We start from the raw sequence: 21,508 nt of genomic DNA on the forward strand, positions 1-21,508 counted from the left end.
CGAAAACTTCTTCGAACATGCGCGGTTCCGCCCTCAGGGAACATCGTAGGCGGCCGCGAGCAGCTTGACTGCTTCCGCGAAGCTTGCCCCCTGCGCTTTGGCCACGTCCGCATACGCTGCCGCGGCGGCGGCCAGCCCGCCCAGTCTTTCATCCCGCGCCGAAACCACCGTCCCGTTCCGCCCGCGGGTGGCCACAATCCCGGCCGCCTCGAGCTCCTTGTACGCCCTGGCCACGGTGTGCGGGGCGACGTCGAGCTTTTCCGCCAGGGCCCGCACGGCCGGAAGCCTGGCCCCCGGGGCCAGGGCGCCGTTGTCCGCCAGGTGGATGACCTGCAGCCGCAGTTGCTCGAACAGGGCCACCGTGCTTGCGGGGTTCGGCCGCCAGGCACCGGGGAAATCTGCCGGGGCGCTCACAGGCCCCTCTCCAGGACGCCGGTGCGGCCGTCGCGGGCGGCGAACTGTGCGTTGTAGAGCGTGGCGTAATAGCTGTTGGCGGCCAGGAGGCTGCGGTGCGTTCCCTGTTCAACGATGCGTCCGTGGTCCATGACCAGAATTAGATCAGCGTTCCGGACTGTGGACAAACGGTGCGCGATGATGAAACTGGTCCGGCCGCCCCGGAGCTGCTGCATGGCTTGGCGGATCAGGAGCTCCGTCCTGGAATCCACGGAGCTGGTTGCCTCGTCCAGGACCAGTACCGAGCGTCCGGCCAGTTGCGCCCTGGCAATGGTGATGAGCTGCCGCTGGCCTTGGCTCAGGGGCTCGCCGCCGTTTTCCAGCACGGTGCCGTAGCCGTGGGGCAGGGACCGGATGAAACGGTCGGCATGCGTGGCCTCCGCTGCGGCGACAATGGCGGCATCCGTTGCCCCCGGAAGGCCGTACGCGATGTTTTCCCTGATGGTCCCGGCAAACAACCACGCATCCTGGGGCACCACGCCAAACTGGGCGCGCAGCAGGTCGCGCGGAACCGAGGCGGTGTCCCTTCCGCCAATGGAGATCCGGCCCGAGGAAGGCTCCAGGAAGCGCATCAACAGGTTCACCACGGTGCTCTTGCCGGCACCGGTGTGGCCTACGATGGCCACCGCCTGCCCCGGTTCGACCGTGAAGGTGAGGCTGCGGACAGCGGGGACGGAACCCGGGTAGCGGTACGTGACGTCGTCGAAGATGATGCGGCCCGCAACCGGCCCAGCGGTGGCCGGTCCGGCCGGCTCCAGGGGGTCCTCGCCGGCATCCAGGAGTGCGAAGACCCTGGCCGCGGACGCCGCGCAGGACTGCATGACGCTGAGCAGGCCGCCAATCTGCCCCACCGGCTGGGTGAACAGCCGACTGAACTGGATGAATGCCTGGACTCCGCCGATGGTCATGGACCCGGCAATGATTTGCAGGGCTCCCACGACCGCCACTGCGATGTAGTTGAGGTTGGCCATGAGGACCATCAGCGGCTGGACCACCCCGGCGGAAAATTGGGCTTTGCGGGAGGCACGGGCCAGGCGTGCGTTGCTCTGGCCGAAGACTTCCGCTGCCTGGTCCTGCCAGCCAAAAGCTTTGACCACCTCATGGCCGCTGACGAATTCCTCCACGTGCGCGTTGAGCTCGCCGGTCTCCTTCCATTGGCTGGCGAAATGCTCCTGGGAGCGGCGCGCCACCAGCACTGTGATCCACGTTGAGACGGGAACCGTGGCGACGGCGATTGCTGCGAGCAGCGGCGAAATCCACAGCATCATGGCAAGCGAACCGCACAGCATAAGGACTGAGACGATCAGCTGCGTCAGGACCTGGTTCAGCGCCTGGGCAATGTTGTCGATGTCGTTGGTGGCACGGCTCAGGACATCGCCCCGGGACCGCACCCGGAAGTAGGTGGAGGGCAGGCGGTGCAGCTTGTCCTCCACGGAGGCGCGGAGCCTGAACATGAGCCCCTGGACGGCGCGGGCTGCCAGCGCCCCCTGGAACCAGTTGAACAGCGAGGCGAGGACGTACATGCCGGCCACGCCTGCCAGCAGGGTTCCGAGGCGTTGGTCCAGGCTGCCCTGGACGACGCCGTCCACCACCAGGTCAGTGGCGTCACCAAGATACTTGGGGGCTGCAACGTTGAGGCCGGCGAAGGCGCAGGTGGCGCCTATGGCGCCCAGGACGTGCAGCCGGAACGGGCGCAGCAGGCCGAGGAGCCTGGCCGCGGTGGGCCGGAAGCTGTGGGCAGCCGCCCCGGGTTCTCCTGCCGCCGTCACGGGGTGCCGTCCAGTGCGAGCTGCGACTCGGCAATTTCCCTGTAGGTCGCCGAGTCCTCCAGCAGCTCCGGGTGCGTGCCCTGTGCGACGAGCCGGCCGTCGTCGAGCACCAGGATAAGGTCCGCATCCACCACGGCGGACAAGCGTTCAGCAACGACGACCACCGTGGCCGCCGCCAAAACCTGGTCCAGGGCCAGCCTCAGCCTGGTGTCGGTACGGTAGTCCAGGGCGGAGAAGCTGTCATCGAAGAGATAGAGGGGCGCCTGACGCAACAGGGACCGGGCAATGCACAGCCGCTGCCGCTGCCCGCCCGACAGGCTTGCCCCGCCCTGCCCGACCGGGGTGGCAAGACCGAGCGGAAGGTCGCGCATGAACCGCATGGTCTGCGCCGTCTCCAGGGCGGCCCACAATTCCTCATCGGTAGCCCCCGGCGCGCCCATCCGCAGGTTCTCTGCAATGGTTCCGGTAAAGAGGTGCGAGTGCTGCGGCACGATGCCCATGCCTCCGCGCAAAATATTCAGGGGCAGGTCCCGGACGTCGCGGCCGCCCACGGTGATGTGGCCGCCTGTGGGGTCGAGGAAACGTGGAATCAAGTTCAGCAGCGTCGACTTTCCGCTTCCTGTAGAGCCGACGATCGCAAGGGTGGTACCCGGCGCCGCGGTGAAGCTGATGTCCGCAAGCACCGGCGCCTCAGCTCCCGGGTAGCTGAAACCAACCCCGTGGAATTGCAGGAGGCCAGGCTCGCCTGCCGGTATGCCTGCGTCAGGTCCCTGCACCGCGGGCCGGGAAGTCCTACTGCCGGTGCCTGGCGCTCGGGAGGCAGCGTCGCGTACCGACGGTTCAGTGTCCAGGACAGCCTGGATGCGTTCGGCACAGGCGGCGGCACGCGGCGCCGTCATCAGGACATACATGGCCATCATGATCGCGAGGAGGATCTGCATGATGTAGGCGATAAAGGCGGTGAGGGCACCGAGGTTCATCAGGCCGGCCTGGATGCGGTGCCCCCCGAACCAGACAACGGCCACCGAACTGAGGTTGACCACCAGCATGATCATCGGCAGCATCCCGGCCACCAGCAGCGCAGACTGTAGATTATTCGCGGTCAGGCCGGCGTTGGCCCGGGCAAACCTCTGTGCTTCGTGGTCCTGGCGGACGAAGGCACGGATGACATCCACCCCGATGATCTGTTCGCGGAGGATGCCGCCCGAACGGTCAAGCAGGTCCTGCCCCTCCCGGTAGAGCGGAATCAAACGGCGCACGATCAGGTACATGATCAGCAGGAGCAGCGGCACGATGACGATGACTACCACGGACAGCGCTACGTCCTGCTGCACCGCCAGGACGATTCCGCCGATGCCCATGGCGGGGCCGGCCAAGAGCATGGTGAAGACAAGGACGGCGAAAGCCTGGATCTGCTGGGCGTCGTTGGTGGCGCGCGTGGTCAGGCTTTGCGTTCCGAACAGTGCCACATCCTGTGAGGACAGCGACTGGATGCGGGCAAAGACTTCCGCCCGCAGCCGGCGCCCGATCCGCATGGCCACCACAGCCCCCAGATAACCTGCAGCGATTGCGGAGGCGGCCTGCACGACAGCCATAACGGCCATCACCGTGCCCAGCCTGGCAATCACGGCAGTGTCACCGGGAACAATGCCGTCGTCGATGATCGCCGCGTTCACTGTTGGCAGGAGTAGATTCGCAGCAGCCTGGACCAGTTGGAGAACGACGAGGGCCCACACTTGGGCGTACTGACCCGCAAGTTGCCGCCTGATGAGACCGACCAGCAAACCAACCCCCGTAAGTGCATACGGTCGACGAAGCGGGCCGGCGACTTGACCCCTAAACCACAGACCACATTGTAAGCCAGATCACTTTCCGCCGCTGTCACGCCGTGTGACTACCTGGTACAACGCGGGCCGGCGCCCCGTTCAGCCGTCTTTGCGCCCCACCGCGAAGATCCGGCGGAACGGAAAAACGGTGCCGTGCGGGCCCCGCGGGTAGGCTTCCCGCAACGCAGCGGCATACTCGGTTTCGAACAGTTTGGCGTCATCCGGCGCCAAGGCGGCCATAACGGGACGCAACCCCGTGCCCCGGACCCACTCCAGGACCGGGTCCGGTCCCGGCAGGACCTGCTGGTAGCTGGTTTCCCACGCGTCCGCGACGCACCCGGCGTCGAGCATGATGCCGAGGTAATCCCCCGGTTCCCCCACGGACTCCGAGCCCCTCAGTACCCCGTCAAGCTTGCCGGCCCACGGTTCTGACGACGCCAGTTCCCGCATCAGCGCGTGCGAGGGAGCGTCGAAGTTGCCCGGAACCTGCAGGGCGAACCAGGCCCCCGGACGGAGTGCCGCAAGCCATCCCCGCATCAGGTCCTGATGGCCGGGGACCCATTGCAGCGCCGCATTGCTGACCACGACGTCCGTGTCCGCCGAGGGCGCCCAGTCAGCGATGTCCGCCAGCTCAAACCGCAACGACGGGCGCTCCTGCGCCACGTGCGCCGCCTTGGCCAGCATCTCCGCCGACGAGTCCACCCCCACCACCTCGGCGCCGGGCCAGCGGTCACTGAGCGTCGCCGTCAGGTTCCCCGGCCCGCAGCCCAGGTCGACCACCTTGGCGGGGTGCCTGGCCAGGACCCGGGCGGTGAGGTCGAAGAATGGCCGGTTCCGGTAATCGCCAAATTGGAAGTACTTGTCGGGGTTCCATTTCATGAGGTTCTCCAGGTTCTGCTGCGCATACGGCCAGGGCGAGCCTAACCCGGCCGCGGGAGGGAGCACGCCCGCAACGTGGCACTAAGGTGGAAGTCAATGAAACTCGTTGACCAGCTGTCCGATCTGTCCGCCCCCAACCCGGCCTCCGCCGTCGACCCCGACGCCCTGTACACCCGGTTCGTGGAGTGGACGGAAACCCGGGGGCTCTCGCTCTACCCGGCACAGGACGAGGCGATCATGGAGCTGGCCACCGGGGCGAACGTCATCCTGGCCACCCCCACCGGCTCCGGAAAATCACTGGTGGCCATCGCGGCGCACTTCCAGGCCATGGCCCAAAACCGACGCAGTTATTACACGGCGCCCATCAAGGCTCTTGTCTCAGAGAAATTCTTTGCGCTCTGCGACATCTTCGGGGCGGAGAACGTGGGCATGATCACCGGCGATTCGGGCGTCAACCAGGACGCGCCCATCATTTGCTGCACGGCCGAGATCCTCGCCAACATCGCGCTGCGTGAAGGCTCCGCGGCCGAACTGGGCGCGGTCATCATGGACGAGTTCCACTTCTACTCGGACCCGCAGCGCGGCTGGGCCTGGCAGGTGCCGCTGCTGGAGCTTCCGCAGGCACAGTTCCTGCTCATGTCCGCCACGCTGGGGGACGTGACCCGCTTCGAAGAGGGCCTGACGGAGTTGACGGGCCGGCCCACCACCACTGTGAGTTCGGCGGAGCGGCCCATCCCGTTGCACTACTACTACCACCAGAGTCCGGTGCACGAGACGCTGGAAGAGTTGCTGAACACCAGGCAGGTGCCCGTCTATGTGGTGCACTTCAGCCAGCTCGAAGCGATCGACCGCGCCCAGAACCTGATGAGCATCAACGTGTGCACCCGGGAGGAAAAGGACAAGATTGCCGAGCTGATTGCCAACTTCCGGTTCGCCGCCGGATTCGGGAAGACGCTGAACAGGCTGGTGCGCCACGGGATAGGCGTGCACCATGCCGGCATGCTGCCCAAGTACCGCCGGTTGGTGGAGCAATTGGCGCAGGCGGGGCTGCTGAAGGTCATCTGCGGCACGGACACGCTGGGCGTAGGCATCAACGTCCCGATCCGGACGGTGCTTCTCACTGCCTTGAGCAAGTACGACGGCGTCCGCACCCGGCTGCTCAACTCACGTGAGTTCCACCAGATTGCCGGCCGTGCCGGACGGGCGGGGTACGACACCGCCGGGACGGTGGTGGTGCAGGCACCAGAGCACGTCATCGAGAACGTCAAGGCGATGGCCAAGGCCACGGCCAAGTTCGGCGATGACCAGAAGAAACTGCGCCAGGTGGTGAAGAAGAAGCCGCCCGAAGGCTTCGTCTCGTGGGGCGAGCCGACGTTCAAGCGGCTGGTGGAATCGGTGCCGGACCCGCTGACGTCCAGTTTCACGGTCACGCACGCCATGCTGATGAACCTGATGGAGCGGCCCGGGGACCCGTTCGCCGCGGCCAGGCGGCTGCTGACCGAAAACCACGAGCCACGGTCTTCCCAGCTGCGGCTGATGAAGAAGGCACTGGGCATCTACCGGGAGCTCCTCGCCGCCGAGGTCGTGGAACGCATCCCTCCGGAAGAGCAGGGACCGGACGGCCGCACCGTGCGGCTGACCGTCCACCTGCAGCCGAACTTCGCCCTGAACCAGCCGCTCTCTCCCTTCGCACTTGCCGCGCTGGACCTCCTCGACCCGGAGTCGCCGTCGTACGCCCTGGACGCGGTGTCCGTGATTGAGGCGACCCTGGAAAAACCGCGCCAGATCCTCTCCGCGCAGCAGAAGAAGGCACGCGGTGAGGCGGTGGCCGCCATGAAGGCGGACGGCATCGACTACGACCAGCGGATGGCCATGCTGGAGGAGGTCACGTACCCGCAGCCGCTTGCGGAAATCCTGGGCGAGGCCTTCGAGGTGTACCGGAAGGCCGCACCGTGGGTGGGCGACTTCGAGCTCGCGCCGAAGTCGGTAGTACGCGACATGTATGAGCGCGCCATGAACTTCGGCGAATTCGTCCAGTTCTACGGGCTGGCCCGTTCCGAGGGGATCGTGCTGCGCTACCTGGCCGACGCCTTCAAGGCCCTGCGCCAGACCGTACCGCAGGACATGCTGCGGGAAGACCTTGAGGACCTGACCGCCTGGCTGGGCGAGCTGGTGCGGCAGGTGGACTCCAGCCTCCTGGACGAGTGGGAGGAACTGGCCTCCGGTGCGGCACCCACGCCGCACGATGCGCCACCGCCTCCCCCGCCGTCGTTGACCTCGAACATCCGTGCCTTCCGGGTGATGGTGCGCAACGAGATGTTCCGCCGCGTGGAGCTGTTCGCCGACGAGGACGCCGCCGCGCTGGGCGAGCTCGACGCCGGATCCGGGTGGGGTGCCGAACGCTGGGAAGACGCGCTGGACGACTACTTCGACGAACACGACGACATCGGGACTGGCCCGGATGCACGCGGGCCGGGCCTGCTCATCATCACCGAGGAGCGCGGCACGTGGAAGGTCCGCCAGATCTTCGACGACCCGGCAGGCAATCACGATTGGGGGATCTCGGCAGAGGTGGACCTGGCCGAATCGGATGACACCGGGACCGCCGTGGTCAGGGTGACGGACGTGAACCGGCTCTGACGCAGGACCGGCGGTAAGCTCGAACAATGAGTGTTATCCGCCCCGCCACACCGCACGATGTTCCCGCCATTCTCCGGATGATCCACGAATTGGCCGATTACGAGAAGGAACCCGACGCCGTCCGGAACACTCCCGAACTGCTGGAGCGGGCCTTGTTCGGCGGCAACCCCAGCGTGTTCGCGGCCATGGCTGAGAACGCCGCCGGCGATGTGCAGGGCTTCGCGTTATGGTTCCTGAACTACTCCACCTGGGAGGGCGTGCACGGGATCTACCTGGAGGACCTCTACGTCAGTCCCGGGGCACGGGGCGAAGGACACGGCAAGGCCCTGCTGCAGCACCTGGCCGGGATCGCCGTCGAGAACGGCTACGCGCGCGTGGAATGGAGCGTGCTGGACTGGAACGAGCCGTCCATCAACTTCTACCGCCGCGTCGGCGCCGCCCCCATGGACGGATGGTCAACCTTCCGGCTCAGCGGCCAGGCATTGGACCGGTTCGGCCGGGTGCAGGCCAGCACCTCCGTCCCCGCAGCCGTCCGTGGCTGATCGGCACAGCGGCGCGGCACTGGCCGCCAGGCATCACCTTGGTGCCAGGCACGCCTTCCGGGGCATGCGGACGGTGGAACACTGGTTCACCGTCCCCCTGGACCATTTCGCCCCAGTTGAGCCTTCAGCCCCGGCGGCTGAGACCATCACCGTTTTCGCGCGTGAGTACGTGTCCGCCGCGCACAGCGAGGAGGCAGCGGCCGCACTGCCCTGGCTCCTCTTCCTCCAGGGCGGCCCCGGCGGACGCGGCAACAGGTGGGCTTCTTTGGGCGGCTGGGGGAAGGCGGCGGCGACGGACTTCCGCATCCTGATGCTGGACCAGCGGGGCACGGGGCTGTCCACCCCCATCGACCGGCATACATTGCCGGCACGTGGCGACGCGGCGGAACAGGCCGCTTACCTGGAGCATTTCCGGGCCGATTCGATCGTGGCGGACGCGGAACTGATCCGGGCCGCCCTCGAGTCACCGCCCTGGACCATCTACGGCCAAAGCTACGGCGGCTTTTGCGCCCTGACCTACCTTTCCTTCGCGCCCGAAGGACTCCGTGAAGCACTCATCACCGGGGGCCTGGCACCGCTCACCGGCAGCGCCGACGTCGTCTACCGAGCCACGTTCCAGCGCGTCGCTGCCCGGAACGAGGAATACTTCGGCTGGTACCCCGAGGACCGGGAGAGGGTGGAGCGGATTGCCCGGCATCTGCGGTCCACCCCCGAGATCATGCCCGACGGCGCGCCCCTCACCGTGGAGCGGTTCCAGATGGCAGGGGCATTCCTGGGCGGCAACACGCGCGTGGACAGCCTCCACTACCTGCTGGAAGACGCCTTCGTGGACACGCCCGGTGGACCCCGCCTGTCCGATGCCTTCCTGGAACAGGTCCAGGCCGTAGTCTCCCGCGGCTCCAACCCGCTGTACGCGCTGATGCACGAATCCATCTACGGCCAAGGGAAGGCCACCAACTGGTCCGCGTGGCGGATGCTCGGCGAAAACCCCTGGTTCAGGCCGGATGCCGAGCCGCTGCTCCTGACCGGCGAGATGATCTATCCGTGGTACTTCGAGCAGGATCCCGCCCTCCAGCCGCTGCGGGACGTGGCCGAACTGCTGGCCGCCAAGCAGGACTGGAAGCCGTTGTACGACCCCCGGGTGCTGGCGGCCAATACCGTACCCGTGGCAGCGGCCGTGTACACCCACGACATCTATGTTGACCGGGACCTCTCCCTCCGGACGGCGGCAGCGGTCCGCGGGTTGCAGGCGTGGGAAACCCCCGACTTCCATCATGACGGAATCGCCGACGATGGTGAGCGGATTTTTGCCCGCCTGCTTGGGATGGCGCGTTCAGGCGGCCGCTGACTGGCGGCGTGAGGTGCGGGTAAGGATGGCTGCCGCCAGCACGGCCGCGCCGAGGACAGCTCCGATCAGGTTCAGGCCGAGGTAGCCGGCGACACCCAGGACCAGCCCCGACACCGCACCTCCAGCCGCTCCGGCAGCACCCATCAGCATGTCAGAGACACCCTGCACTGCCACCCGGGCATCCCGTCCCACGGTTTCGGCCAGCAGGGTGGACCCGGAGATCGTGGCCGCCGACCAGCCAACGCCCAACAGGATAAGGCCTGCCGCCACGGCGGGAGTCGAAGACTGTCCAAAACCGGCAACCACCACCGCTGCGATCAACACCACGAAGCCAATCATGATGGTCTCGATCCGGCCGGCCTTGTCCGTCAACCAGCCCATGACCGGCGAGAGCGCAAACATCCCGGCGATATGCAGCGAGATGGTGAAGCCGATAATCACCAGCACGTCCCCCTCCGCGGCGTGCCCGGGGTGGAACGCCGGGCCTTCCACCAGGTGCTGCAGGTGCAGCGGCGTCATGGACATCACGCCCACCATCACCGCGTGGGCGCAGACGACGGCGGTCACCGCCAGGACCGCTGTCCGGGAGTCACTGATGGCATGGCGCCCGCGGACCAGTGAGCCGCCGGCGTGAGGTGCTGCTGCGCCGGCGGGAGCTGCCTGATCAAGGTCCTGGGCGGTGCTGCTCCCGGCGGCCGCGAGCCGGCGTGCCAGCAGCAGCGGGTCGGGGCGAAGCCCGGCGAACAGGAGCACGGTGGCAATTAACAGTCCGGCCGCGGCAATGACGAACGGGCCTGCCACGGGCGGCAGACCCAGCGCCGCCCCCACCAGCGTACCGGGCTGGATGAGGTTGGGCCCGGCTACGGCGCCAACGGTGACCGCCCAGACCACCGCCGAGAGTGCCCTCCCGCGGTGTTCGGAGGCCGCAAGGTCCACGGCAGCAAACCGCGCCTGCAGGGTGGCCGCAGTACCGACGCCGATGCCTGCGGCGCCGAGGACGAGCAGGATAAAGAGCCCGGACACGACGGCCAGCACCATGAGCAGCGCACCTGCCAAGGCTGCCAAGAGGCCAGCCACCTGGCCGGCCCTGCGCCCACGGTGGTCTGCCAGTGATGCCAGCGGAAGTGCGGCAGCAGCGGCCCCCAGTGTCATGACGGTTGCCACGGCACCCGCCCATGCGCTGGAGCCGGACAGTTCCACGGCCAGGATGGAGCCGATCGACACGGTGGCGCCCGTGCCGATGCCGCCGAAAACCTGGGCTGTGCCCAGGAGCACAACGGTGCGCCGCTGCACCTGGCGTACGCGCTGTTCCGCAGCTGTGCGGGCCATGATCCGAGCATAGTCCTGTGACGGCGCGTGCTGCAGGGGGCTTAAACGGGTCATCCCGGCAAGGCCGGGATGACCAGTTGAACAGAAGCGTATGGGCGCCTAGTCGATGTCGCTGTGGCTCTTCCGGGCGTCTTCCTCAAGTCGCGGATCGATCGCGGCAGCCTTGGCCTTGGAGCTGAGCAGGCTGGCCACCACGGCAACGATGATGGTTCCCACGATGACCGCAAGGGACACGAACGTGGGAATTTCAGGTGCCCATTCGATGTGGCGTCCACCGTTGATGAAGGGGAGTTCGTTGACATGCATGGCGTGCAGGACGAGCTTGACGCCAATGAACGCCAGGATGAAGGACAGGGCGTGCTTGAGGTAGATCAGCCGGTTCATCAGCCCGCCCAGGAGGAAGTACAGCTGCCGCAACCCCATCAGGGCGAACAGGTTGGCGGTGAAGACGATGAAGGGGCTTTGGGTGAGGCCGAAGATTGCCGGGATGGAGTCCACGGCGAACAGGAGGTCCGTGAGGCCGATGGTGATGAAGACGATCACCATGGGGGTGAAGACTTTCTTGCCGTTCACGCTGGTCCGCAGCTTGCCGCCGTCGAATTTCTCCGACATGGGGATGACTTTGCGGATCCTGGCAATAAGGGGGTTCTCGCGGTCCTCTTCCTCTTCGCCCTCGTCCTGTGCCTGCTTCCAGGCTGTCCACAGCAGGAACGCGCCGAAGACGTAGAACACCCAGCTGAACTGTTCAATGACGATGGCGCCGAGCAGGATGAAGATGCCACGCAGGATGAGCGCGATAATGATGCCCACCATCAATACTTCCTGCTGGTATTTCCGCGGCACGGAGAACCTGGCCATGATGATGATGAAGACGAACAGGTTGTCGATGCTGAGGCTGTATTCCGTGACCCAGCCGGCGACGAACTGGCTGCCGAATTCGGGACCGGTAAAGGCGAACATGGCGCCCGCGAAGGCCATGGCCAGGGCGACATAGAAGGCAACCCAGAGGCCGGCTTCCTTCATGGAGGGTTCATGCGGCCGGCGGACCACTAAGAGAAGGTCGGTCAGGAGGATCAGGCCGAGGATGACAAAGGAGCCAACCTCGAACCATACGGGCAAGTCGGGCACAGGGACAGCCTTTCGCGGGGTACACAAAATGGTGTAAGTCTCTCCGGCCTGCCAGTGCACTTGGTGCTGATGCGGCGGCCCGCTACGCCCGGCGGGGCAACCATGCCCTGCGTGTTGACGATCGTAGCGCTTGGGATACTCCCCTACGTGCATACAACTCTACCCCACACCTGTCATTGGATAACGGTTTCCCGAAACCATTGACCGCCGTCGAGCGCTGCTGTCATAATCACATTCAGTGAGAAAGCGGTTTCTCGCCCCCTCTGTTAGACCTTCCAGAAAGTCACGGTCAATGAAGACTTCGCTTCGCACCAGCACGGTGGTCAAGTCGCTCGCCGCTGCGGCCACCCTCGCCATGCTTGCCACCGGCTGCTCTCCCTCCTCGTCCGGCGACAGCGGCGGGAACGTCACGGTCCGCTTCACGTGGTGGGGCAACGACCTTCGCAACAAGGAAACACAACAGGTCATAGACGCGTTCCAAGCCTCCCATCCCAACATCAAGATCCAGGCCGAGCCCGGAGTCTGGAGCAGCTACTGGGACAAACTGGCCACGACCACGGCGGCCAACGATTCTCCCGACGTGATCCAGATGGACCAGGCCTACATAGCCGAGTACGGTGGCCGGGGCGCACTCCTGGACCTGTCGAAGCAAAGCAATATCGACACCTCCAAGATCGACCAGGACGCCCTCAACTCGGGCCAGGTCAGCGGCAAACAGTTTGGCCTGAGCACTGGGCAGAACGCCAAAGCCGTGATGATCAACACCAAGATGTTCCAGGACTACGGTGTTCCCATCCCTGACGACAAGACCTGGACCTGGGACGATTACACCAAGACCGCCGCCCAGATAGCGAAGGCGGCTGCCAAGGCCGGGCAGACCAATTACGGCAGTTCCTACTCGCTGACGGACTCCGACCTGAACACGTGGGCGATGCAGCACGGCGAATCGCTCTACTCGGCGGACGGCGGACTCGGTTTCAAGGAAGCCACCGCCACGTCCTTCTTCCAGAACCTGCTGAACCTGCGCAATGCCGGGGCCGCCCCGCCGGCCAACATTGCCACCGAGGACGTCAGCGCCCCGGTGGAACAGACGTTGTTCGCCACTGGCAAGACCGCGATGTCGTGGTGGTGGACCAACCAGGTCAACGCACTCCAGTCCGCGCTGAAGACCGACGTGAAGATCCTGCGAGCCCCCAGTTCCACAGGCAGTGCGAAGGACAACGGTATGTCGTACAAGCCGTCCATGTTCTGGTCGGTGTCCTCGCGCAGCAAGCATCCCAAGGAAGCTGCCGAGGTTGTCAATTACATGCTCAACAACCTGGATTCGGCCAAGACCATCCTGACCGAGCGTGGCTTCCCCACGAACTCAGAGGTCCAGACGGCAATCGACCCGCTGCTGACCCCCGCGGACAAGTCCGCGGCGGCGTTCCTGAAGGACATCAAGCCGGACCTTAAGAGCGGCCCGCCGGTGCCCCCGACCGGTTCATCAGGGGTGCAGGCCTTGATCCAGCGGTACTGCACGGACGTCCTCTTCGACCGCAAGTCACCCTCCGACGCAGCCAAGGGCCTGATGCAGGAGGCGCAGTCCATGATCGACTCCGCCAGGAAGTAGCGCGACAATACCTCATGGCAAGAATGGCGGGCACCTCCCCAAAGGAGATGCCCGCCGTTTTGTGGGACACCCAAACGGATCTCCGGGCAGCCCTGCAGGGTGTACGCCCCTACGCGTGGCCCGCGGCCTGCATCTGGCGGAGCTCCTTCTTCAGTTCGCTGACCTCGTCACGGATCCGCGCTGCCACTTCGAACTGCAGTTCGGCGGCGGCCCCGTGCATTTGTTCGGTGAGCTGCTCGATCAGGCCCACCAGGTCCTCTGCCGGCGCTGCGGCCAAACCATCCGCACGGACCTGCGCCGCACCCTTGGCGCCGGACTTCGTGCGCTTGGCGCCCTTGGCCAGGCGGTTGTTCTTCAGCAGTTCCTGGGTATCGGCGTCTTCCTTGGCCAGCTGGTCGGTGATGTCCGCGATCTTCTTCCGCAGCGGCTGGGGATCGACGCCATGTTCGGTGTTGTAGGCCACCTGGATGGCGCGGCGGCGGTTGGTTTCGTCGATGGCGAGGGCCATGGAGTCGGTGATCCGGTCCGCATACATGTGCACCTGGCCTGAGACGTTACGGGCCGCACGTCCGATGGTCTGGATCAGCGACGTGGACGAACGCAGGAAGCCTTCCTTATCCGCATCCAGGATGCTGACCAGCGACACCTCGGGAAGGTCGAGTCCCTCACGGAGGAGGTTGATGCCCACCAGGACGTCGAAGGACCCCATCCGCAGCTCGCGCAGGAGTTCCACGCGGCGCAGGGTATCGACGTCTGAGTGCAGGTACTCCACCTTCACGCCGTGGCCCAGCAAGTAGTCCGTGAGGTCCTCCGCCATGCGTTTGGTCAGGGTGGTCACCAGGACGCGTTCGTCCTTCTCCACCCGGGTCTTGATCTCGCCGAGGAGGTCATCGATCTGGCCCTTGGTGGGCTTGACCACCACCTCCGGATCCACCAGGCCGGTGGGACGGATGATCTGCTGTACGAATCCGTCCGCCTTGCCGAGCTCGTACTTGCCGGGGGTGGCCGAAAGGTAGACGGTCTGGCCCACCCGCTGGAGGAACTCGTCCCATTTCAGCGGCCGGTTGTCCATGGCGGACGGCAGGCGGAAACCAAAGTCCACCAGGTTCCGCTTGCGGGACATATCGCCCTCATACATGGCGCCGATCTGCGGAATGGTCACGTGGGACTCGTCCACCACCAGCAGGAAGTCGTCCGGGAAGTAGTCCAGGAGGCAGTGCGGGGCGGTGCCGGGCCCGCGCCCGTCAATGTGCGCGGAGTAGTTCTCGATGCCGTTGCAAAAACCCATCTGCTGCATCATTTCGAGGTCGTACGTGGTGCGCATCCGCAGCCGCTGGGCTTCGACGAGCTTGTTCTGGCTTTCCAGTACCTTCAGCCGGTCCGCCAGTTCATCCTCGATCCGCTTGATGGCCCGCGCCATCCGCTCGGGTCCGGCCACGTAGTGGGAAGCCGGGAAGACGTACATCTCTTCCTCGTCGCGGAGGACTTCACCGGTGAGCGGGTGCAGGGTGTGGATGTTCTCGATTTCGTCGCCGAAGAACTCGATCCGAATGGCCAGTTCCTCGTACATCGGAATGATTTCCACGGTGTCGCCGCGCACACGGAAGGTGCCGCGGTGGAAGTCGACGTCGTTGCGGGCGTACTGCATGGAGACGAACTTGCGCAGGAGGTCGTCGCGGTTCATCTCGGCGCCCTTGCGCAGGGTGACCATGCCGGAGATATATTCCTCCGGGGTTCCCAGGCCGTAGATGCACGACACGGTGGCCACGACGATCACGTCGCGGCGGGTCAGCAGGGCGTTGGTGGCGGAGTGGCGGAGCCGTTCAACTTCCTCGTTGATGGAGGAATCCTTCTCGATGAAGGTGTCCGTCTGCGCCACATAGGCTTCGGGCTGGTAGTAGTCGTAATAGGAGACGAAATATTCCACGGCGTTGTTGGGCAGCAGTTCGCGGAACTCGTTGGCGAGCTGGGCGGCAAGGGTCTTGTTCTGGACCATCACCAGGGTTGGCCGCTGGACCTGCTCGATGAGCCAAGCGGTGGTGGCGCTCTTGCCGGTACCGGTGGCGCCCAGGAGCACCACGTCCTTTTCGCCGTTCCTGATGCGTTCGGTCAGCTCCGCGATGGCGGCCGGCTGGTCACCCGCGGGCTTGAATTCGCTGATGACTTCGAAGGGCGCTACAACACGGTTGATCTCCTGCGCAAGGCTCATGGATCTAATTTACAGCCGGGCACCGACAGCGAAGGGTCCAATCCGTTACGGGCGAACAACCACCGGGGTGCGCGGGCAATTTCAGGAAGCGTACGACGGCGGCGCCCACCCGGTTGCCTGCGCCCAGGCGGACATCAGCGGCCAGGCGACGTCGGTGAACCACGGTTCCTTCGCCGCCGCGTAGGCGCCGGTTCCGGCGGAGACGGCGAAACGCCGGGCGAGGTCCGCCTTGTGCTCCTCGTAAAGCTTGAGCGCGGAGGGATCGTCCCGCAGCCAGTCCCGGAACATCAGCGCATAACGCCAGCCGGCCGAGCCGGCCGAGCCGGCCGGCCGGACATGCACATTCACAGCCCGGCACGGATCTGCGTTGGCATGGAAACGCTTGAGCCATGCCGAGGGATCGGGCGCATCGGGCTTCGGCATATCGGATTCAATCCCCCGGACCGCCGGGAAGCCAGCAGCAGCCAGGAGCGGTGCGATCGTGGCCGCCGCTTCCAGGTCAGGCACTGCCACCTGCAAGTCGATGACGTCCTTGGCAGCGAGACCAGGGACGGACGTGGAACCGATGTGGTCCACCGCCAGGATGGCATCCGGCGCAGCCACCGCCAACCGGGCCGCGATCATGGCCGCCTGCCGGGCCCAGTCCTCGCGATGCGGTTCCAGGACCGGCCCGCGCGTGCGCGGCGCCCGGGTTCCGGCAGCAAGGTTGCGGGCATAGGGCTGCAGCCGGTGATCCCACAGCCTGTCCACCTGGTCCAGCACGTGCTGCATGGTGCCGGAGTTGTCCAGGACGACGTCGGCAGCCGCCAGGCGTTCCGCGCGCGTGGCCTGGGCTGCCATGCGCGAACGCGCCGCCTCGGCAGTCATCCCCCGCAGCTCCAGCATGCGCTGCAGCCGGACGTCGTCGGGGGCGTCCACCACCAGCACCAGGTGGAAGCTGCTCCCCTGCCCGGTCTCGACCAACAGGGGAATGTCCTGCACGACGACGGCGTCCTTCGGGGCCGCCGCCGTGATGGCCGCCGCACGGGCCCGCACCAAAGGGTGGACGATGGCGTTCAATGCTGCAAGGCGCTCCGGATGGCCGAACACTGCCTCGCCGAGGCGCGCGCGGTCAAGCCGCCCGCCGTCGTCGAGCATGTCCGCACCAAACTCCGCAGCAACCTGTGCCAGTCCCTCGGTCCCGGGCTCAACCACCTCCCTTGCCAGCGCATCCGCATCCACCAGGACGGCGCCGCGCTCCTTCAGCCGCGCCGCCACCACCGATTTCCCTGAAGCGATCCCGCCCGTCAACCCGATTTTCAGCACCCTCCCACCCTACTGAACCGTGGCCGGGCAACGCTCCGTTTGAATCACCATCAGCCCCTCGGCCGCCCCCGCGGCGCAACTCCACGCCGCCGCTAGACTGGGGCGGGTGCAAGCGCAAGACAGCAAAACCACCACTTACACCACGTTGCAGGCCGGCAGGGATTTCCGGCACGAGCTGGAGATCAAGCGGTCCAGGTTCATCACCGTCCTCGGCAGGGCCGGCACGGAGGACGAGGCCCGGAACCTCGTCGCCGGACTCCGGCGCGAGTTCCATGATGCCCGCCATCATTGCTCCGCGTTCGTCATCGGCCCGGACCGCACCATACAGCGCTCCAGCGACGACGGAGAGCCCGCCGGCACCGCCGGGATCCCCATGCTCGAAGCCCTGCTGAAGAGGGAAACGGCGCCCGGTGTGACGGACGTCAGCGACATCAGTGCCGTCGTCGTGCGCTATTTCGGCGGTGTGCTGCTGGGCGCGGGCGGATTGGTCCGCGCCTATTCGGAATCGGTCTCCGCGTCCCTGGAGCTGGCACCCCTGATCCGCCGCAGCAGGCTGCGGATCTGTTCCGCGGCGGTGCCGCACGCCGTAGCCGGGCGGCTCGAGAACGACCTGCGCGCCGTCGGCCTGGTGATGGCGGAAACGACCTACCAGGACCGCCTCACAGTACTGCGCGTTGCCGTACCTGACCATGCCGAAGCCATTGCGGCCGCAACAGAACGGATCCAGCAGCTGACCTCGGGGTCCGCGGCGCTGGCTCCCGAAGGAACGGAGTGGATTGATGAACGCACCACCTGAGGTGACCATCGTGGATGTGGACGCAGCGGTCGCGGAACAGCTGCTGGAACTGGCCAAACGCGATGCCTCCCCCGATGAAGTGGCTCCCCCGCTCGGCGGCCCCGGCTGGAACCTTGAGCGCACCGCCTGGTTTTTCAGCTACCACCACGCCGCTGCCACCGGGCTTGATGGACCCGCGGCAGAGAAGTCCTGGGCGGTGTTCAGCGGCGGTGACGTGGCAGGTTCCGTCCGGCTCAAGCGGGAACCCCGCCCGGATACGCTTTCCGCCGAAACCGGCATCTGGTTGGGCCGGAGCTTTCGCTCCCGCGGGATCGCCCGAGCCGCCCTCGCGCTCGTCCTCGCAGAAGCCCGCCTGGCGGGCGTCCAGCGCGTCACCGCCCGCACCCTGGCCGGGAACCTCAGCGCCCAGCGCCTCCTGGAGGCAGCAGGCGCCGTCCTGACGCCCGACGACGACGGAACGGTCCACGCCGTCGTCGACCTTTGAAGGCTGCGGCGGCAATGTCGCCGCGGCAGCGTTAGGCAGCGTTAAAGAAAACAGGCCCCCTGCCAGAGGCAGGGGGCCTGTTTTCCGTGGTGCCGGGATGAACCCGGCACCGGCGGCAATTAGTTGCCGGTCAGCTTCTCACGCAGGGCAGCAAGTGCCTCGTCCGAAGCCAGGGTGCCAGCACCGGAATCGGTGGCAGCAGGCTCGGAGGAGTAGCTGGTTGCGCCGGAATCGCTGTCACCGGACGTTGCAGCTGCAGCGTCGTCGGCAGCGTGCTGGGCAACCTGCTTCTTGTGTGCTTCCCAACGGGTCTGGGCGTCAGCGTACTGCTGCTCCCAGGCTGCGCGCTGGTTCTCGTAGCCCTCGAGCCATTCGTTGGACTCGGGGTCGAAGCCCTCGGGGTACTTGTAGTTGCCCTCTTCGTCGTACTCTGCGGCCATGCCGTACAGGGCGGGATCGAATTCGGTGCTGTCGGCGTCGACGCCCTCGTTGGCCTGCTTGAGGGACAGCGAGATGCGGCGGCGCTCGAGGTCGATGTCGATGACCTTGACGAACAGTTCGTCGCCAACGGAGACAACCTGCTCGGCCAGCTCAACGTGGCGCACGGCGAGCTCGGAGATGTGGACCAGGCCTTCGATGCCGTCTTCGACGCGAACGAACGCACCGAACGGAACCAGCTTGGTGACCTTACCCGGGACAACCTGGCCCAGGGCATGGGTGCGGGCAAAGGTCTGCCACGGATCTTCCTGCGTAGCCTTGAGCGACAGGGAAACGCGTTCGCGGTCCAGGTCCACCTCGAGAACCTCGACGGTGACTTCCTGGCCAACTTCGACAACCTCGGAGGGGTGGTCGATGTGCTTCCAGGACAGCTCGGAAACGTGAACCAGGCCGTCTACGCCGCCCAGGTCCACGAAGGCACCGAAGTTGACGATGGAGGAAACGACGCCGGGACGGACCTGGCCCTTTTCCAGCTTGTTGAGGAAGGTGGAGCGGACCTCGGACTGGGTCTGCTCGAGCCATGCACGGCGGGACAGCACAACGTTGTTGCGGTTCTTGTCCAGCTCGATGATCTTGGCTTCGATCTGCTGACCGATGTACGGAGCCAGGTCGCGCACGCGGCGCATCTCGACCAGGGATGCGGGCAGGAAGCCGCGCAGGCCGATGTCGAGGATAAGACCACCCTTGACAACCTCGATGACGGTACCGGTGACAACACCGTCTTCTTCCTTGACCTTCTCGATGTCGCCCCAGGCACGCTCGTACTGAGCGCGCTTCTTGGAGAGGATCAGGCGGCCTTCTTTGTCTTCCTTGGTGAGCACCAGGGCTTCGACCTGATCGCCAACGGAGACTACGTCTCCGGGATCAACGTCGTGCTTGATGGACAGCTCGCGGGAGGGGATGACACCTTCGGTCTTGTAACCGATGTCGAGCAGGACTTCATCGCGGTCGACCTTGACGACGGTACCTTCGACGAGGTCTCCGTCGTTGAAGTACTTGATGGTGGCGTCGACAGCTGCGAGGAAGTCCTCAGCGGTACCGATGTCGTTAATGGCGACTACGGGGGTACCGGGCTTCTCGGTGGAGGTGATGGTCATGTAGTAGGGGCTCCGTTGTGGATAGTTAGTCGGTCAGGCAAACCGGCGCGCCCGCGTTATGGAACGCAGGCGCGATTCACGGTGAATCCGACGGATCCTCCGGGTCATCCTGATTTTGTGGATTACTTTCAATGCAGCCTGATAAGACCGCAAGGACGTGCACGTGGTACACGCCCGTTTATTCTAGTCGGTGCCGGCAATGCGGGTCAAAGCGGGCGGCAGGGGCGGGACGGGGTCTAGAAGTGTGTCAGGCAGTGCGTTGCCCGTTCCACCGCAAACATCTGCCGCGCCGTGAGCGCAGCCCCGGGCGTTGGCTCGACGATCGCACCGGCAGCCTTCAGTGTCACGGGGCAGACTCCACCCAGGAAGATCGAGGACAACGCAGAGACATCCAGTTCGAGATCGGCCGCGGCGCCCTCCGGGAGGCGTTCGACGGCGGCCTGGCCGCCCTGGACGGTCAGCGCAAAGGTCCCCGGCGTGAGGCCCAGCGGGTCGTCGACGCCAAGCACCAGCCGGCCATCGGCCGGGTAGTGCCGGGCGGCGAGGGCCTGCGGGATGTCGAGGACCCTGAGCCAGAGCATGTCGCGGCTGTCCGAGGCGTCGATGCAGCGCGCATCCGCCAATGCCCAGGCGAGGGGATCGTCCACCGGCGCCTCGTTCCAGGTGACCCGTTCCGCGAGGTCGATGGCGGCCAGGTACTGCCAGAGCTCGAGGTAGGCGTGATCGGTGGCGGCAACGAGGTCGACCACTTCCACGGTAAACGGCGTGGTGTCCCAGCCCAGGAACTTGTAAGAGACGTAGCCGTCGATGGTTGCGTCGGGGCCGTAGTGCAGCGCCACCTTGATGGCGGGATCCTCCTTGCCGTCGCGTCCCAGCGTCCCCGAGGCCAGCTGCCGGTACCACTCCTGCCGTCCGAGGGACCCGGGTGTGTGGCGGTGGACACGGTCGAACACCACAGGAGCCACCTCCAGCAGGACACTGGGGTCCGCGACTTCCACGGTGCCTGTGGCCTGGTGCCGCAGGGCGAACCGGGCGGTGGTGTCCACTTTGACGGTGCGTTCGAGGCTTGCCACGCCGTAGCCGAACCTGCCGTAGATGCTTCCCTCCGAGGCTGTCAGCGCGGCCACGGCGATGCCGTCGTCCTTGGCGGCCTGCAGGTCTTCGGTCATCATGCGGCGCAGCAGGCCGCGGCGGCGGTGGGACGTACGGACAGTCACGGCTGTGACCATCTGGGTTTCCAGCATGCGGCCGAACCCGATGTTCAGGGTCTTCCGGAAGGTCCCGAACGTGGCAACGGGTACCTCCGCCGGCAGGGAGGAGGGGGCCACGGAACCGGTCTGGTACGCCCCGGTGAAGATCCGGCCATCCGCCTCATAGGTGGCCAGGGAGCGTTCCCGGTGTTCAGGGGTGCGGGTGGACTCGTGGAAGCCGAACCCCACGGCCTGGGCCCAGGTCGCGGCCTCGGCGTACCCTGCTTTGCCTTTGGACACGGCCGGAAAGCGCCGGATTTCATAGTTTCCGCTCAGATCACCCATTTACCCGAGCCTAGCCAATGAGTCCGGCACTTGACCAGCACGAACACACCTGGCCTGC

General features: G+C 65.9%; 16 protein-coding genes. 6 read left to right on the forward strand and 10 right to left on the reverse strand.

Annotated features, from left to right (window positions below; translation table 11 throughout):
- Positions 1 to 33: 33 nt before the first annotated feature.
- The 4 genes from AB4Y79_RS07780 to AB4Y79_RS07795 form a co-directional block, all read right to left on the reverse strand.
- Entirely contained in the window at positions 34 to 414 is a 381-nt protein-coding gene (locus AB4Y79_RS07780; protein WP_308931031.1) for a GntR family transcriptional regulator, read from the reverse strand.
- Positions 411 to 2,222, reverse strand: coding sequence for an ABC transporter ATP-binding protein (locus AB4Y79_RS07785; RefSeq protein WP_441860258.1), 1,812 nt, complete (start codon positions 2,220 to 2,222; stop codon positions 411 to 413). Before AB4Y79_RS07785 ends, AB4Y79_RS07780 begins: the two co-directional genes overlap by 4 nt.
- Positions 2,219 to 4,006 carry an ABC transporter ATP-binding protein gene (locus AB4Y79_RS07790; protein WP_441860261.1) on the reverse strand — a complete coding sequence of 596 codons (1,788 nt, stop codon included), beginning with the start codon at positions 4,004 to 4,006 and terminating at the stop codon, positions 2,219 to 2,221. Before AB4Y79_RS07790 ends, AB4Y79_RS07785 begins: the two co-directional genes overlap by 4 nt.
- Before the next feature lie 141 nt (positions 4,007 to 4,147).
- Positions 4,148 to 4,927 (reverse strand): trans-aconitate 2-methyltransferase, encoded by a 780-nt coding sequence (locus AB4Y79_RS07795; RefSeq protein ID WP_441860263.1) that lies wholly within the window; start codon positions 4,925 to 4,927, stop codon positions 4,148 to 4,150.
- A 96-nt stretch (positions 4,928 to 5,023) separates the two neighbouring features.
- Between AB4Y79_RS07795 and AB4Y79_RS07800 the strand changes: the two genes are divergently transcribed.
- The 3 genes from AB4Y79_RS07800 to AB4Y79_RS07810 all read left to right on the forward strand — a co-directional run bounded on the left by AB4Y79_RS07800 (position 5,024) and on the right by AB4Y79_RS07810 (position 9,457).
- Positions 5,024 to 7,567, forward strand: coding sequence for a DEAD/DEAH box helicase (locus tag AB4Y79_RS07800; protein WP_441860265.1), 2,544 nt, complete (start codon positions 5,024 to 5,026; stop codon positions 7,565 to 7,567).
- Between the two features lie 26 nt (positions 7,568 to 7,593).
- A complete protein-coding gene (locus tag AB4Y79_RS07805) occupies positions 7,594 to 8,109 on the forward strand; it encodes a GNAT family N-acetyltransferase (protein WP_441860266.1) in 516 nt (171 codons plus the stop codon).
- Positions 8,110 to 8,173: 64 nt separating this feature from the next.
- Positions 8,174 to 9,457 (forward strand): alpha/beta fold hydrolase, encoded by a 1,284-nt coding sequence (locus tag AB4Y79_RS07810; protein ID WP_441860453.1) that lies wholly within the window; start codon positions 8,174 to 8,176, stop codon positions 9,455 to 9,457.
- Here AB4Y79_RS07810 and AB4Y79_RS07815 read toward each other — a convergent pair.
- Together AB4Y79_RS07815 and AB4Y79_RS07820 are read right to left on the reverse strand one after the other, a co-directional pair.
- Positions 9,443 to 10,786, reverse strand: a complete 1,344-nt coding sequence (locus AB4Y79_RS07815) for an MFS transporter (RefSeq protein WP_441860268.1) — start codon at positions 10,784 to 10,786, stop codon at positions 9,443 to 9,445. The two genes, AB4Y79_RS07810 and AB4Y79_RS07815, sit on opposite strands and share 15 nt — an antisense overlap.
- Before the next feature lie 99 nt (positions 10,787 to 10,885).
- Positions 10,886 to 11,914 (reverse strand): TerC family protein, encoded by a 1,029-nt coding sequence (locus tag AB4Y79_RS07820; RefSeq protein ID WP_441860270.1) that lies wholly within the window; start codon positions 11,912 to 11,914, stop codon positions 10,886 to 10,888.
- 292 nt (positions 11,915 to 12,206) lie between these two features.
- Between AB4Y79_RS07820 and AB4Y79_RS07825 the strand changes: the two genes are divergently transcribed.
- A complete protein-coding gene (locus tag AB4Y79_RS07825; RefSeq protein ID WP_441860271.1) occupies positions 12,207 to 13,526 on the forward strand; it encodes an ABC transporter substrate-binding protein in 1,320 nt (439 codons plus the stop codon).
- A gap of 109 nt (positions 13,527 to 13,635) precedes the next feature.
- Here the strand turns inward: AB4Y79_RS07825 and uvrB are convergent, their stop codons facing one another.
- A complete protein-coding gene (uvrB, locus tag AB4Y79_RS07830; RefSeq protein WP_441860272.1) occupies positions 13,636 to 15,735 on the reverse strand; it encodes an excinuclease ABC subunit UvrB in 2,100 nt (699 codons plus the stop codon).
- Positions 15,736 to 15,816: 81 nt separating this feature from the next.
- A complete protein-coding gene (gene coaE, locus AB4Y79_RS07835; protein WP_441860274.1) occupies positions 15,817 to 17,040 on the reverse strand; it encodes a dephospho-CoA kinase in 1,224 nt (407 codons plus the stop codon).
- 106 nt (positions 17,041 to 17,146) lie between these two features.
- On the opposite strand from coaE, the gene AB4Y79_RS07840 reads away from it, so the two are divergent.
- Positions 17,147 to 17,836 carry an IMPACT family protein gene (locus tag AB4Y79_RS07840; RefSeq protein ID WP_441860275.1) on the forward strand — a complete coding sequence of 230 codons (690 nt, stop codon included), beginning with the start codon at positions 17,147 to 17,149 and terminating at the stop codon, positions 17,834 to 17,836.
- On the forward strand, positions 17,820 to 18,320 hold the full coding sequence (locus tag AB4Y79_RS07845) for a GNAT family N-acetyltransferase (protein ID WP_441860277.1): 501 nt from the start codon (positions 17,820 to 17,822) through the stop codon (positions 18,318 to 18,320). Before AB4Y79_RS07840 ends, AB4Y79_RS07845 begins: the two co-directional genes overlap by 17 nt.
- 119 nt (positions 18,321 to 18,439) lie before the next feature.
- On the opposite strand, the gene rpsA is transcribed toward AB4Y79_RS07845, so the two are convergent.
- Both rpsA and AB4Y79_RS07855 read right to left on the reverse strand, forming a co-directional pair.
- Positions 18,440 to 19,915 (reverse strand): 30S ribosomal protein S1, encoded by a 1,476-nt coding sequence (rpsA, locus tag AB4Y79_RS07850; protein ID WP_255175508.1) that lies wholly within the window; start codon positions 19,913 to 19,915, stop codon positions 18,440 to 18,442.
- A 236-nt stretch (positions 19,916 to 20,151) separates the two neighbouring features.
- A complete protein-coding gene (locus AB4Y79_RS07855; protein ID WP_441860278.1) occupies positions 20,152 to 21,450 on the reverse strand; it encodes a GNAT family N-acetyltransferase in 1,299 nt (432 codons plus the stop codon).
- Positions 21,451 to 21,508: the final 58 nt, after the last annotated feature.

Origin of the sequence: Pseudarthrobacter sp. YAF2, from assembly GCF_052113345.1 — a bacterium.
Taxonomy (GTDB): Bacteria; Actinomycetota; Actinomycetes; order Actinomycetales; family Micrococcaceae; genus Arthrobacter.

What these genes read in the sequence shown, in the direction of transcription:
- AB4Y79_RS07795 (WP_441860263.1), bottom strand. Translation starts at nt 4,927, where the DNA reads ATGAAATGGAACCCCGACAAGTACTTCCAATTTGGCGATTACCGGAAC.
- AB4Y79_RS07800 (WP_441860265.1), top strand. Translation starts at nt 5,024, where the DNA reads ATGAAACTCGTTGACCAGCTGTCCGATCTGTCCGCCCCCAACCCGGCC.
- AB4Y79_RS07805 (WP_441860266.1), top strand. Translation starts at nt 7,594, where the DNA reads ATGAGTGTTATCCGCCCCGCCACACCGCACGATGTTCCCGCCATTCTC.
- AB4Y79_RS07810 (WP_441860453.1), top strand. Translation starts at nt 8,174, where the DNA reads ATGCGGACGGTGGAACACTGGTTCACCGTCCCCCTGGACCATTTCGCC.
- AB4Y79_RS07815 (WP_441860268.1), bottom strand. Translation starts at nt 10,786, where the DNA reads ATGGCCCGCACAGCTGCGGAACAGCGCGTACGCCAGGTGCAGCGGCGC.
- AB4Y79_RS07825 (WP_441860271.1), top strand. Translation starts at nt 12,207, where the DNA reads ATGAAGACTTCGCTTCGCACCAGCACGGTGGTCAAGTCGCTCGCCGCT.
- uvrB (WP_441860272.1), bottom strand. Translation starts at nt 15,735, where the DNA reads ATGAGCCTTGCGCAGGAGATCAACCGTGTTGTAGCGCCCTTCGAAGTC.
- AB4Y79_RS07845 (WP_441860277.1), top strand. Translation starts at nt 17,820, where the DNA reads ATGAACGCACCACCTGAGGTGACCATCGTGGATGTGGACGCAGCGGTC.
- rpsA (WP_255175508.1), bottom strand. Translation starts at nt 19,915, where the DNA reads ATGACCATCACCTCCACCGAGAAGCCCGGTACCCCCGTAGTCGCCATT.
- AB4Y79_RS07855 (WP_441860278.1), bottom strand. Translation starts at nt 21,450, where the DNA reads ATGGGTGATCTGAGCGGAAACTATGAAATCCGGCGCTTTCCGGCCGTG.